The sequence below is a fragment of the Microbacterium sp. NPDC064584 genome, assembly GCF_040687315.1.
GTDB lineage: Bacteria > Actinomycetota > Actinomycetes > Actinomycetales > Microbacteriaceae > Microbacterium > Microbacterium lacus.
Window position 1 is genome coordinate 208,001 of sequence record NZ_JBFBMZ010000003.1, and the last position, 12,919, is coordinate 220,919.

10 protein-coding genes and 1 tRNA gene are annotated in these 12,919 nt (G+C 68.4%); 7 read left to right on the forward strand and 4 right to left on the reverse strand.

Annotated features, from left to right (window positions below; genetic code table 11):
• Positions 1-47: 47 nt before the first annotated feature.
• From aceE to AB0P18_RS07165, 6 genes are all read left to right on the forward strand, one after another.
• Positions 48-2,774 (forward strand): pyruvate dehydrogenase (acetyl-transferring), homodimeric type, encoded by a 2,727-nt coding sequence (gene aceE, locus AB0P18_RS07140; RefSeq protein WP_363359483.1) that lies wholly within the window; start codon positions 48-50, stop codon positions 2,772-2,774.
• An 8-nt stretch (positions 2,775-2,782) separates the two neighbouring features.
• The gene (locus AB0P18_RS07145) at positions 2,783-4,000 is read left to right on the forward strand and encodes a helix-turn-helix domain-containing protein (protein WP_344053706.1); all 1,218 of its coding nucleotides are present in this window, start codon (positions 2,783-2,785) and stop codon (positions 3,998-4,000) included.
• Positions 4,001-4,107: 107 nt separating this feature from the next.
• Positions 4,108-5,022, forward strand: a complete 915-nt coding sequence (locus AB0P18_RS07150) for an ACP S-malonyltransferase (RefSeq protein WP_363359484.1) — start codon at positions 4,108-4,110, stop codon at positions 5,020-5,022.
• Between the two features lie 14 nt (positions 5,023-5,036).
• Positions 5,037-6,038: a beta-ketoacyl-ACP synthase III gene (locus AB0P18_RS07155; protein ID WP_344053710.1), complete on the forward strand. Its 1,002-nt coding sequence runs from the start codon at positions 5,037-5,039 to the stop codon at positions 6,036-6,038.
• A 68-nt stretch (positions 6,039-6,106) separates the two neighbouring features.
• The gene (locus AB0P18_RS07160) at positions 6,107-6,355 is read left to right on the forward strand and encodes an acyl carrier protein (RefSeq protein ID WP_091706648.1); all 249 of its coding nucleotides are present in this window, start codon (positions 6,107-6,109) and stop codon (positions 6,353-6,355) included.
• Between the two features lie 96 nt (positions 6,356-6,451).
• Positions 6,452-7,690, forward strand: coding sequence for a beta-ketoacyl-[acyl-carrier-protein] synthase family protein (locus AB0P18_RS07165; RefSeq protein WP_363359485.1), 1,239 nt, complete (start codon positions 6,452-6,454; stop codon positions 7,688-7,690).
• A 391-nt stretch (positions 7,691-8,081) separates the two neighbouring features.
• Here AB0P18_RS07165 and AB0P18_RS07170 read toward each other — a convergent pair whose 3' ends face one another.
• Both AB0P18_RS07170 and AB0P18_RS07175 read right to left on the reverse strand, forming a co-directional pair.
• Complete coding sequence (locus AB0P18_RS07170; protein ID WP_344053719.1) at positions 8,082-8,585, reverse strand: DUF3145 domain-containing protein; 504 nt, start codon at positions 8,583-8,585, stop codon at positions 8,082-8,084.
• A gap of 146 nt (positions 8,586-8,731) precedes the next feature.
• Positions 8,732-9,505 (reverse strand): hypothetical protein, encoded by a 774-nt coding sequence (locus AB0P18_RS07175; protein ID WP_363359486.1) that lies wholly within the window; start codon positions 9,503-9,505, stop codon positions 8,732-8,734.
• 168 nt (positions 9,506-9,673) lie between these two features.
• Between AB0P18_RS07175 and AB0P18_RS07180 the strand changes: the two genes are divergently transcribed.
• Positions 9,674-11,671: a DUF262 domain-containing protein gene (locus tag AB0P18_RS07180; RefSeq protein ID WP_363359487.1), complete on the forward strand. Its 1,998-nt coding sequence runs from the start codon at positions 9,674-9,676 to the stop codon at positions 11,669-11,671.
• Between the two features lie 7 nt (positions 11,672-11,678).
• Here AB0P18_RS07180 and AB0P18_RS07185 read toward each other — a convergent pair.
• Together AB0P18_RS07185 and AB0P18_RS07190 are read right to left on the reverse strand one after the other, a co-directional pair.
• A tRNA-Ile gene (locus AB0P18_RS07185) sits at positions 11,679-11,752 on the reverse strand.
• 42 nt (positions 11,753-11,794) lie between these two features.
• Entirely contained in the window at positions 11,795-12,877 is a 1,083-nt protein-coding gene (locus tag AB0P18_RS07190) for a DMT family transporter (protein WP_363359538.1), read from the reverse strand.
• Between the last annotated feature and the right edge of the window lie 42 nt (positions 12,878-12,919).

Genomic DNA, 12,919 nt, shown 5'->3' on the forward strand with positions numbered 1-12,919 from the left:
CGCTTGCGATCACCTGGCACGATCTGCCAGAGAACGAAAGGTCTTCCGTGACTGTTCACGACCAGGATCCGTATTCACAGGGCCCCCTCGACAGCGATCCCGAAGAGACCGCGGAGTGGCAGGAATCCCTCGAGCAGCTCGTCGCCGCGAAGGGCCACGGCCGCGGCCGCGAGATCATGCTCAGCCTGCTCAAGCGCTCGAAGGACCTGCACCTCGGCGTGCCGATGGTCCCGACGACCGACTACATCAACACGATCGCCCCCGAGAACGAGCCGGACTTCCCCGGCGACGAGGAGATCGAACGCCGCTACCGCGCCTGGATCCGCTGGAACGCCGCGGTCACGGTGCACCGCGCGCAGCGCCCCGGAATCGGGGTCGGCGGTCACATCTCCACGTACGCATCCTCCGCGTCGCTGTACGAAGTGGGCTTCAACCACTTCTTCCGCGGCGCCGACCACCCCTCCGGCGGCGACCAGATCTTCATTCAGGGTCACGCGTCCCCGGGCACGTACGCGCGTGCGTTCCTGGAAGGTCGTCTGACCGAGAAGCAGCTCGACGGCTTCCGCCAGGAGAAGTCGGCTGCGCCGAACGGCATCCCTTCGTACCCGCACCCGCGCCTCATGCCGGAGTTCTGGCAGTTCCCGACCGTGTCGATGGGCCTCGGCCCGATCAACGCGATCTACCAGGCGATGACGAACAAGTACCTCACGAACCGCGGGATCAAGGATCTGTCGGACTCGCACGTGTGGGCGTTCCTCGGCGACGGCGAGATGGACGAGGTCGAGAGCCGCGGTCAGCTCCAGGTGGCCGCGAACGAGGGTCTGGACAACCTGACCTTCGTCGTCAACGCGAACCTGCAGCGACTGGACGGGCCCGTCCGTGGGAACGGAAAGATCATCCAGGAGCTGGAGAGCTTCTTCCGCGGCGCCGGCTGGAACGTCATCAAGGTCGTGTGGGGTCGCGAGTGGGACGAGCTGCTGTCGCGCGACACCGACGGCGCGCTGCTGAACCTCATGAACGTCACTCCGGACGGCGACTACCAGACCTACAAGACGGAGGACGGCGCGTACGTCAGGGAGAACTTCTTCGGCCGCGATGAGCGCACCCGTGCGCTCGTGAAGGACTACACGGACGACCAGATCTGGGGTCTGAAGCGCGGTGGTCACGACTACCGCAAGGTGTACGCGGCGTACAAGGCCGCCGTCGAGCACAAGGGTCAGCCCACCGTCATCATCGCCAAGACCATCAAGGGCTACGGCCTGGGCAAGCACTTCGAGGGTCGCAATGCGACCCACCAGATGAAGAAGATGACCCTCGACGACCTCAAGCACTTCCGCGACGAGATGCACATCCCGGTGACGGATGCCCAGCTCGAGGAGAACCCGTACCTGCCGCCGTACTACAACCCCGGTCAGCAGGACGAGACGATCCAGTACCTCATGGAGCGTCGGCGGGCTCTCGGCGGCTTCCTCCCCGAACGTCGTTCCACGCACGTGGGCCTCCAGCTTCCCGACGACTCCGCGTACGCGCAGCCCAAGAAGGGCTCCGGCACGCAGGAGATCGCCACGACGATGGCGTTCGTCCGACTGCTGAAGGACCTGCTGCGCGCGAAGGGATTCGGCAACCGCATCGTGCCGATCATCCCGGACGAGGCCCGCACGTTCGGCATGGACGCGTTCTTCCCGACCGCCAAGATCTACAACCCGAACGGCCAGCACTACACCTCGGTCGACCGGGAGCTGCTGCTCGCCTACAAGGAGAGCCCGCAGGGTCAGATCATGCACGTCGGCATCAACGAGGCGGGCGCCCTCGCCGCCTTCACCGGCGTCGGCACGTCCTACTCGACCCACGGCGAACCGCTCATCCCGGTCTACATCTTCTACTCGATGTTCGGCTTCCAGCGCACCGGCGACGCCCAGTGGGCCGCCGGCGACCAGATGGCGCGCGGCTTCATCATCGGCGCGACCGCCGGTCGGACGACTCTGACCGGTGAGGGTCTGCAGCACGCCGACGGGCATTCTCACCTGCTCGCGTCGACGAACCCCGCGACGGTTTCCTACGATCCCGCGTACGGCTACGAGATCGCCCACATCGTGCGCGCGGGCCTGGACCGGATGTACGGCGGCCAGCACGAGGATCCGAACGTCATGTACTACCTCACGGTGTACAACGAGCCGCTCGTGCAGCCCGCGGAGCCGGCCGATGTCGACATCGACGGCATCGTGCGCGGCATCCACCGCATCTCGCGGGGGGAGGGCGACGGCCCCCGCGCCCAGCTCCTCGCCTCGGGCGTCGGTGTGCCGTGGGCGCTGGAGGCGCAGCAGCTGCTGAAGGACGACTGGGGCGTGATCGCGGACGTGTGGTCGGTGACGTCGTGGACCGAGTTGCGTCGCGACGGTCTCGCCGCGGACGAGCACAACTTCCTGCATCCCGATCAGGAGCCGCGCACGGCGTACATCACGGAGAAGCTGCGTGACACGCCCGGTCCCGTGGTCGCGGTCAGCGACTACATGCACGCCGTCCAGGATCAGATCCGGCCGTGGGTGCAGCACAACTTCGCGACCCTCGGTGCGGACGGCTTCGGCTTCTCCGACACACGGGCCGCGGCGCGCCGGTTCTTCAAGATCGACGGCCCGTCGGTCGTCGTGCGTACGCTCCAGTCGCTCGCCGAAGAAGGATCCGTCGATCGGTCGCTGGCGGCGCAGGCGATCGAGAAGTACCGCCTCCACGACGTGACCGCCGGAACCAGCGGCAACGCGGGCGGCGAGAGCTGACCGCACGCATGGCCTCCCGCCCGGCGCAGATGGACAAGACCGAGACCCTCGCGTGGCTGAGGAAGATCTCGGGCGACCTGGCGAGTGCCACGATCAAGCGGCTCGAGGACACCCTTCCGTGGTACGCCGAGATGCCGCCTGCGCGACGCTCCGCCGTGGGGCTTGTCGCGCAGGCGGGCATCTCGTCGTTCATCCAGTGGTACGACGACCCGACGTCCACCCCGTGGATCGCCGCGGACATCTTCGCCGCCGCTCCGAGGGAGCTGCTGCGCAGCGTCAGCCTGACCCAGACTCTGCAGCTGATCCGGGTCACCGTGGAGGTCACCGAAGAGCGCCTGGTCGGAAAAGGCGACGACCTGCGCGAAGGCATCCTGCGCTATTCGCGAGACGTCGCCTTCGCCGCGGCGGACGTGTACGCGCGGGCGGCCGAGGCGCGCGGGCTCTGGGACGCGCGCCTGGAGGCGCTCGTCGTCGATTCGATCCTGACCGGTGAGGCCGACGAGGAGCTGCCCAGCCGCATCGCCGCCCTCGGCTGGCACGGGCACGGCGAGGTGGCGGTGCTCGTCGGCACCACTCCCCCGCAGTTCGACGTCGATCAGCTCCGGCGCAGTGCACGCAAGCTCGGTGTCGACGTGCTCATCGGCGTGCAGGGGTCCAGACTCGTGCTCGTCCTCGGTCGCGCGGAGCTGCCGGGACGCCCGGACGACGAGCCGGAACTGCCGTTCCCCGAGATCGCCAAGCGGCTCGAGCCGGGGTTCGGACCGGGCTTCCTCGTGCTCGGTCCTGCCGTCCCCGCCCTCGTGGACGCGAGCCAGAGCGCCCGCGCGTCGCTCGCCGGATTCGCCGTCGCCCGCGCCTGGCGCAACGCGCCGCGTCCGGTCGAGGCCGACGACCTGCTGCCGGAGCGCGCACTCGCGGGCGACCCCCTCGCGAAGCAGACCCTGGTCGAGCGGATCTACCGCCCCCTGCAGTCGCACAGCGCGGACCTGGTCACCACGCTCTGGAGCTATCTCGACAACGGTCGCTCCCTCGAGGCCACGGCGCGCGAGCTCTTCGTGCACCCGAACACGGTGCGGTACCGCCTGAAGCGCGTCTCGGACGTCATCGGGTGGGATGCGACGGGTCCGCGAGAGGCGCTCATCCTGCAGACCGCCTTGATCCTGGGCTCGATCGGGGGCGATTCCGCGCGCCGCCGTATCCCGTCGCTGCGGCGGAGCACGAACTGATCACGACCGCCGCCCGGCGACGCTCTGTGCGGCGCGCACAAAGCCTCGGCCGATTGTTGTGACGAGATCGCCAGAACCGCTCGGATGATCCTTGGCAGGATGGGATGGTGATGATCGCCGTCTTCCCGGGCCAGGGTTCCCAGACTCCCGGATTCCTCAGCCCGTGGCTGTCCGTCGACGGCGCCGCCGAGCGCGTGTCCTCGTATTCCGAATGGGCGGGGGTCGACCTCCTCGCCGCCGGTACGGAGTGGGACGCTGACCGCATCCGCGACACGCAGGTCGCACAGCCTCTCATCGTCGCGGCGAGTCTGCTCTCCTGGCACGCATTGGCCGACCGCTCCGCGGTCGCGGGCGTCGCCGGTCACTCCGTGGGCGAGTTCGCGGCGGCCGCCGCTGCGGGCGTGCTCTCCGATGAGGACGCGCTGCGACTCGTCGGCATCCGTGGTCGTGCGATGGCCGCGGCGGCCGCCGCGGAGCAGACGGGCATGAGCGCAGTCATCGGCGGCGATCAGGATGCCGTCGTCTCCCGGCTGGAGGAGCTCGGGCTCACCCCCGCCAACTACAACGGCGCGGGTCAGATCGTCGCGGCAGGATCCCTCGCCGGGCTCCAGGCTCTGAGTGCGGAGCCGCCGCAGGGCACGCGCGTCATCCCACTGCAGGTCGCGGGTGCCTTCCACACCGACTACATGGCTCCCGCCGTGCAGGTGCTCCGTGCGGCGGCCGACGCCGTGCAGCCCGCAGATCCCGGCGTGACACTCTGGTCGAACCGCGACGGCGCGCCGGTCGAGTCCGGGGCCGCCTTCGTCGCCGCCCTCGTCGATCAAGTGGCCTCGCCCGTGCGGTGGGATCTGTGCATGGACTCCTTCGCCGAGGCCGGGGTGACCGGTATCGTCGAGCTGTCGCCGGCGGGCACCCTGACAGGCCTGGCCAAGCGTGCACTCCGGGGAGTTCCGAGTGTCGCCGTCAAGACGCCCGACGACCTCCCCGCCGCTCAGACGCTTCTGAGCGGATCTCAGGCATGACCGGAGCAGCGCATATGGCCCCCACCCTCATTCAGTCGACCGGCGCCGCGCACACGCGCATCTACGCATACGGCGCCGCGCGCGGCGAGATCGCCGTCCCCAACGAGGATTTGATCGGGCCCATCGACTCGAGCGACGAGTGGATCCGCCAGCGCACGGGGATCGTCACGCGCACACGAGCCGTCCACGACACCGACGCGATCGATCTGGCGACGGATGCCGCGCGCGAGGCGATCGAGAAGTCCGGGGTGGCGGCATCCGACATCGACGCCGTGATCGTCGCGACGATCTCGAACCCGAAGCAGACTCCATCCGTCTCGGCGATCGTGGCCGACCGCGTCGGCTCGAACCCGGCCGCCGCCTACGACGTGAACGCGGCCTGCGCCGGATTCGCCTACGGTGTCGCACAGGCTGACGCGCTCATCCGGGCGGGCGCGGCGCACTACGCGCTCGTGATCGGCACGGAGAAGCTGAGCGACGTCGTCGACCCGACGGATCGGAGCATCTCGTTCCTCCTCGGTGACGGAGCCGGCGCCGTGGTGGTCGGTCCGAGCGAGACGCCGGGAATCGGTCCCACGATCTGGGGGTCCGACGGTTCCAAGGCGGAAGCGGTCGGGATGAACGGCACGCTCACGCAGTTCCGCGACGGTGAGGTGCCGTGGCCGACACTTCGCCAGGAGGGACCGACGGTCTTCCGCTGGGCGGTGTGGGAGATGGTCAAGGTCGCGCGCCAGGCGCTCGAGGCGGCCGGGGTGACGGCATCCGATCTGGCGGCCTTCGTCCCCCATCAGGCCAACATGCGCATCATCGACGAGTTCGCCAAGCAGCTGAAGCTGCCCGACACCGTCGTGATCGGCCGTGACATCGAGACGACCGGGAACACGTCGGCCGCGTCGATCCCGCTCGCGACGCACCGACTGCTGCAGGAGCACCCCGAGCTCAGCGGCGGGCTCGCGCTGCAAATCGGCTTCGGCGCCGGTCTCGTGTTCGGCGCCCAGGTCGTCGTCCTTCCCTGACCCAGCCGACCCCCGACTCTAGACTGAACAGGGCCCCGACCGGGCCACCCCGAAGAACAGGAGAAACCATGGCATTCAGCAACGACGAGGTCCTCGCGGGACTCGCCGAGCTCATCACCGACGAAACGGGGATCTCGGCCGACGAGGTCGCCCTGGAGAAGTCGTTCACCGATGACCTCGACATCGACTCGATCTCGATGATGACGATCGTCGTCAACGCCGAGGAGAAGTTCGGCGTCACGATCCCCGACGACGAGGTCAAGAACCTCAAGACCGTCGGCGACGCCGTCACCTTCATCACGTCCAACCAGGCCTGACCGCGTTCCCGGGTCCGCTCGGATCCCGGTCCTTCGACGCACATTCCGGTGGGGGCGAACGCCCCCACCGGCTCACCTTGAGGATGAGACACACGCATGAGCACCCCCCGCATCGTCGTCACCGGCATCGGCGCGTCCTCGCCGCTGGGCGGCACCGCCCCCGAGAGCTGGTCCGCCCTTCTCGACGGCGTCTCCGGCGCGCGCACCCTCGAGTACGACTGGGTGGAGCAGTACCAGCTGCCGGTGACGTTCGCCGCCGAGGCGAAGGTGCGCCCGGACACGGTGCTCGAGCGGCCGCAGGCCAAGCGCCTGGACCCGTCCTCGCAGTTCGCGCTCGTCGCCGCCATGGAGGCCTGGGCGGACGCCGGGAGCCCTGACGTCGATCCGGACCGCCTGGGCGTCGACTTCGCCACCGGGATCGGCGGTGTCTGGACGCTTCTGGACGCGTGGGACACGCTTCGCGAGAAGGGGCCGCGGCGGGTGATGCCGATGACGGTCCCGATGCTGATGCCCAACGCCGCAGCCGGCAACCTCTCGCTGCACTTCGGCGCGCGTGCCTACGCGCGTACCGTCGCGAGCGCGTGTGCGTCGAGCACGGAATCGATCATCAACGCGATCGAGCACCTGCGCGCCGGCCTCGCCGACGTCGTGATCGCGGGCGGCACGGAGTCGGCCATCCACCCGATCACGATCGCTTCCTTCGCCTCGATGCAAGCGCTGTCCAAGCGCAACGACGACCCCGCGCACGCCTCACGCCCCGGCAGCATCGACCGCGACGGCTTCGTCATGGGCGAGGGTGCCGGCGTCCTCATCCTCGAGACCGAGGAGCACGCGCGCGCCCGCGGGGCCAAGATCTACGCCGCGGTCGTCGGCGGCGGGGTCACGGCCGATTCGTACCACATCACCGCGAACGACCCCGAGGGCACCGGTGCTGCCCGTGCGGTGCGCGCCGCGCTGGAGATGGCGGATGCCGCTCCCGGCGACGTCACGCACATCAACGCGCACGCAACCTCGACCCCCGTCGGCGATCCGAACGAGTACGTCGCGCTCAAGACGGTGTTCGGGGATCGGATCGACGAGATCCCGGTCTCGGCGACGAAGGCGTCGACCGGTCACCTCCTGGGTGGAACGGGCGCGCTGGAGGCGATCTTCACGGTCCTCGCGCTGCAGGACCGTGTGGCTCCGCCGACGATCAACCTCACCGAGCAGGATCCGGCGGTCCCGTTCCGGATCTCCGGCGAGCCGCAGCCGCTGGGCGACGGCCCGCAGCTAGCGATCAGCAACTCGTTCGGCTTCGGCGGCCACAACGCCGTCGTCGCCTTCGCCTCCGTTTGAGACAACGGTGCGCGACCGCGCACCGCGCTTCCCGTCGAGATGGTGGGTTTCCCGGCGAGATGGTGGGTTTCCCGTCGAGATGGTGGGTTTCCCGTCGAGATGGTGTGCACCGTCTCGGTGGAGGATGGACCGTCTCGGCGGAGGATGCACCGTCTCGGCGGAGGATGCACCATCTCGGTGGAGGTTGGACCGTCTCGGTGGAGGATACGGAGGGCGAAGCGGATGCCGGGAACGGCGGCCGCGGCGGAACCGCGGTGCGCATCCACGACACGAAGACGCCCCCGATGAGTTCGGGGGCGTCTGTCGTTTCAGGCGGCGATTCGCGGTCTCGGCGTCCGGGAGCAGAGTCTCCGACCGCCGGTAATGGCGCCTGCGCCGCCCGAGGCCCGGGTCAGCCGACCTTGTGCAGCCACACCACGGAAGCATCGTCGCTGGCATGGCGGAAGGGCTCGAGCTCCTCGTCCCACGCGGCGCCGAGCGCCACCTGGAGTTCGTGCTGCAGTTCGGCCGGGTCGCCCGCGGCGAGTTCCATCGCGTAGCGGATGCGATCCTCTCCGATCACGACGTTGCCCGCGGTGTCCGTCTGGGCGTAGTGGATTCCGAGACCCGGGGTGTGCAGCCACCGACCGCCGTCACTGCGGGGCGACGGATCCTCGCTCACCTCGAAGCGCAAGTGCTCCCACCCGCGGATCGCGGTCGCGAGCGCGGCTCCCGTGCCGGCGGCGCCCTCCCAGTAGAACTCGGCCCGACGGCTGCCGGCGAGCACCGGCTGATCGCTCCAGTCGAAGCTCACGGCGTAGCCGAGGGCACGACCGACAGCCCACTCCAGGTGCGGGCACAATGCTCGTGGCGCAGAGTGAATGAAGATCACTCCACGCGACTGTGGTGAAGCCATGATCTCTCCGTTTCGTCAGGTGCGTCTTCCCCTACGACCTGAACGGAGCATCTCGGCGAGTATCCGGTTGTCCTGCCATTATCGCCGGAAGGGCGCCCGAATCACAAGCGTGTGATTCGGGCGCCCTTCGCGGATCGAGCGGTCGCTCAGGCCTCGCTCATCGCCTGGACCTCGACCTGTCCCTTTGCGGCGTAGTACGCCGCACGTGCGGCATCCTTCCGCGCCTGCTCGGCGTATCCGGCGTCCAGGACATCCTGCGGAACCTCGACGCTCTCGACGTGGTTCACGCCGTTGTACTTCTCGATGTAGGCGTCCAACTCCGGCCCCGACGTCCAGGAGGTGATGAGGCAGTAGCGCGGCTCGGTGCCGTTGTGGGTGGCCGCGTGCCACAGGCGCTGCGTGTCGATGATCAGCTGGGCGCCCGCCGGCAGCGCGATGCGCACCTCACCGGCCGGATCCGTGCGGTTCTCGCGCAGCACGAAGTAGCTGTCCTTGTCGTCGGTGAGGTTGAAGAATCCGCGAACGACCCAGCCGGTCCCGTCGGGGTTCAGTCGGTTGTTGTCGTCCTGGTGCAGGTTGTAGAGGCATTCGCCGTACGGGGTGGGCTGCAGCTCGATGACACGGCAGCGACCGACGTTCGCACCCGGCTCCTGGGCACGGCGCGTGAGGTTCGGTGCCTTCTCGACCTGGGAGTCGATCCAGACGCCGTCCTTGTCGGTGCGCGGCGGCTTGTGGTTCCAGAATCCGTTGCACTCGATCTCGCCGAATGCGCTGGCCAGCGGCGCGAAGCGCGTGTCGCCGGAGGACTTCCAGTCGTTGTACTCGATGTCCAGCCATTCCTTCGGATCGAGTTCCTGGTTGTAGCGGTCGAGGACGACATAGCCGGTCTCTTCGAGAGCGGCGGAGGTGATGTAACCCATGAGGTGGATCGGCCTTTCGTAGGGAGCCAGCACGTTTTAACAGGCTCGACTTAGGCAAGCCTATCCCGCGGTCCTGAACGCGCCACGGAGGCGGCCGTGAATAACCGGGCCCGGCGGGGGTCGCGGCTAGACTCGACAGTCGGATCATCCAGGGGGCGGAAACACCACATGACGACGGCCACGAACATCGAGGCGACAGCCGTCAACACCCTCTCCTGGCTCGCCTCCCTCGACGCGACGATCGTGGTCCCCGTCTACCAGCGGCAGTACCGCTGGGACATCGGCGGATGCGAACAGCTGCTCTCCGATGTCCGCGCGGTGGCCGACTCCGATCCGCACCACATGCACTTCATCGGTTCTGTCCTGTCCTCGACCGATGGCGACGGGGATGACCTCGTCCTGATCGACGGGCAGCAGCGCATCACGACGCTCATGCTCCTGATCGCCGCACTCCACCACACCGTGCAGCACGATGACACCGAACTCGCCAGCGTCCTCGAGCGGGTGCTCACCGGCCCGGACGGACGGACCAAGCTCCGCCCGCACGAGGCGTGGGCGGACGTCTTCGAGAGCGTCGTCTTCGACGACCGGCCGGCCGACGGCTCTCTCCGGGACTCACGGTTCGACGACAACTACGCGTTCTTCCGCAGCAAGATCAGCCGAGGCGATGCCGCGCACATCTGGCGCGGACTGCAGAAGCTCGAGCATGTGGCGATCACGCTCGGCGCGGGGGCGAACGCGCAGCAGATCTTCGCGAGCCTGAACTCGACCGGCGAACCGCTGCGCGACCACGAGCTCATCCACAACTACGTCCTCATGGGCCTGTCCCACGCGCAGCAGCGGCAGATCGAGGAGGAGTTCTGGCTCCCGATCGAGCGCAACACGGGTGCATCGATTGCGGCGTTCTGGCGCCACTACATGGTGATGCTCACGGGACGCGAGGTCGCGGCATCCGGTGATCACGGCGTCTACGGCGAGTTCCGTTCGCGCTTCCCTCGTCTGGATGTTGACACCCTGCGCCGCCACGCCGCCCACTGGCGGGCGAGCTCCGAGGTCTATCGCACCCTGCTCGAGCCCGAATCCGAGACGGATGCCGAACTCTCGCAGCGTCTGCGACAGCTCGCGGTCGTCGGCAAGGGCATGAATCCGCTCGTGATGCGTGCCCTGATGGAGCTGCGGAGCGGGGAGGCGGAGCGGGAGACGGTCCTGCGCACGCTGGATGCCGTCCAGACGCTGCTGCTGCGTCGCGCGGTCGCAGGACTCCCTCTCGATCGCCTTGTGGCGCGCCTGTGTCGCGCGCGGGACGAGTCGGAGAGCGCGCTCACTGCGGCGATCGCGAGGATCACGCCGTCCGACGAGCGGATGCGGGCGGCCCTGCGATTCGCCGAGCTCCCCCATCCCGCCTACGTGCTCGCGCGGCTGGCGGGCATCGAGGACAGCCGGGAATTCGCGGTCGACCACATCGCTCCCCTGTCGCCCGCGGCGACGTGGAGCGGTGACGGCGAGCGGGTCTGGGCCGATTACACCGATGACGAGCAGAACAGCCACCGCGCCCTCGCGAAGACGCTCGGCAACCTGGCTCTCCTCGAGGACGAGCTGGCGCTGCGCGTCCTGGACGCGTCGTTCGTCGACAAGCGCGACCGTGCCTACGCACGCAGCGCGGTGGCGCAGACCCGGGCGCTCGCGGACGTCGGCGCGTGGGACACCACGGGGATCGCCGCACGGGCGAGGGTGCTGACCGAGCGTTTCATCGAGGTGTGGCCGCGTGCGGACATCGTCGGGATCGACGACGACGGGCTGACGCCTGTTCTGGATGCCGTGCTCCGGCGCGGATTCCCCCCGGGGTGGCAGCGGGAGTTCGCCTACGTCGAGTACCGCGGCGAGCACTGGGAGGTTCCGGACGTCAAGTACCTTTTCAACCGGATCTTCAAGCGCCTCTGGGCCGACGACCGGGACAGCGTCGTCCGCTTCAGTGCGCGTCGCGGTGGCCCCGTGTACGGATCGAAGGCCTGGAACGGGCAGTGGGACGCTCTCGATGAGGCCCACTTCCTCTACATGGGCTGGGACCTGCACTACATGCTCTCTGCGGTGCAGGGAGTGCTCGGCGAGGCAGGCTTCGCGCCGGAGGTGTTCGTCAAGTACTCCTACATCGGCAACGCGATGTGAATCTCGGTGGGGCGGGTGGGACTTGAACCCACGATCGTCGGGTTATGAGCCCGCTGCCTTGACCAGCTTGGCCACCGCCCCGCGAGGATCGAGCCTACCGTCCCTCGGGGAGGTGGACCGACCTCAGCGACGTGACGGCTTGTCGTCGTCGACGGGCGGGTTCGGCCACACCTTCGCGACGGCTTCGTCGAACTTCTCGGAGTTCGTCTTCGGCGCGCCGGGGTCGCTCTGCGTGCTCCCCCGCTGGATCGGCAGTGCCTGGCTGTCGCTGAGCACCTGAGGGTGGTTGCGTGCGAGATCGTAGACGCCGATCACGGCGATGACCCCCGCGACGCCGAAGCCGATGTAGGCCCACAGCGGCGCGTTCGCGGCCTCGCCGAGGACGGTGAGACCGATGATGATCGCCACGATCGGATCGATGACGGTGAGGCCCGCGATCACCAGGTCGGGGGGACCCGACGAGTACGCCGTCTGCACGAAGTACGCGCCGATCCCGGCCGCGAGGAGCAGGGCGACCAAACACATCACGGTGAGCCACTCGAAGTCGCCGGACTGGATCCGGCTGATCACGACCTTCGCCAGCGTCGCGACGAATCCGTACATCACGCCCGCGCCGATGATGTAGAACAGCGCCTTCATCCGGCGCCGGAGCCATAGCCACAACGCCGCGAAAGCAATCATGACGACGGCGAGGATGACGAGGATCGTGATGAGCTGAGAGGTCGTGACCGGCTCATCGGTGGCGACGAGCGCGGCGATCGTGACGAAGATGAAGATGCCGCCGACGCATTCGATGATGGCTCGGATGGAGCGCTTCGTCGGGCGGTGGCCGCTGATGCGGGCGTTGAGGAGCGTCGTGATCACGAGCGCGATCGCCCCGAGCGGCTGCACCACGATGAGCGGGGCGAACGACAGGGCGCCCAGCTGGCAGCCGATCGCGAGTCCCAGCATGACCGTCCCGACGACCCAGGAGGGACGCGTGAGGAGGCGCCCCAGCTGGGCGGCGGTGAGACCTCCCGCAGCCGCACCGCCCGAAAGGGTCTCGACCTTGGTGACGCCGCGGTGCTGATACTGCGCGCCGAACGACATGAAGACGGCGCCCAGCAGCGCCAGCGGGATGCCGATCAGAAGCGACGGATTGTCGAAGACGCCGACCAGGGCGTCGCCGACGTCCTGGATATTGTCGATTTCGCTCCCCGGCCACATCACCCTCCGACACTAACCGCACGCCTCGCTCGATAGGCTCAA

Bases quoted from the DNA above. Each gene is read 5' to 3' on its own strand.
- AB0P18_RS07145 (WP_344053706.1), top strand. From the start codon at position 2,783: ATGGCCTCCCGCCCGGCGCAGATGGACAAGACCGAGACCCTCGCGTGG.
- AB0P18_RS07155 (WP_344053710.1), top strand. From the start codon at position 5,037: ATGGCCCCCACCCTCATTCAGTCGACCGGCGCCGCGCACACGCGCATC.
- AB0P18_RS07160 (WP_091706648.1), top strand. From the start codon at position 6,107: ATGGCATTCAGCAACGACGAGGTCCTCGCGGGACTCGCCGAGCTCATC.
- AB0P18_RS07165 (WP_363359485.1), top strand. From the start codon at position 6,452: ATGAGCACCCCCCGCATCGTCGTCACCGGCATCGGCGCGTCCTCGCCG.
- AB0P18_RS07170 (WP_344053719.1), bottom strand. From the start codon at position 8,585: ATGGCTTCACCACAGTCGCGTGGAGTGATCTTCATTCACTCTGCGCCA.
- AB0P18_RS07175 (WP_363359486.1), bottom strand. From the start codon at position 9,505: ATGGGTTACATCACCTCCGCCGCTCTCGAAGAGACCGGCTATGTCGTC.
- AB0P18_RS07180 (WP_363359487.1), top strand. From the start codon at position 9,674: ATGACGACGGCCACGAACATCGAGGCGACAGCCGTCAACACCCTCTCC.
- AB0P18_RS07190 (WP_363359538.1), bottom strand. From the start codon at position 12,877: ATGTGGCCGGGGAGCGAAATCGACAATATCCAGGACGTCGGCGACGCC.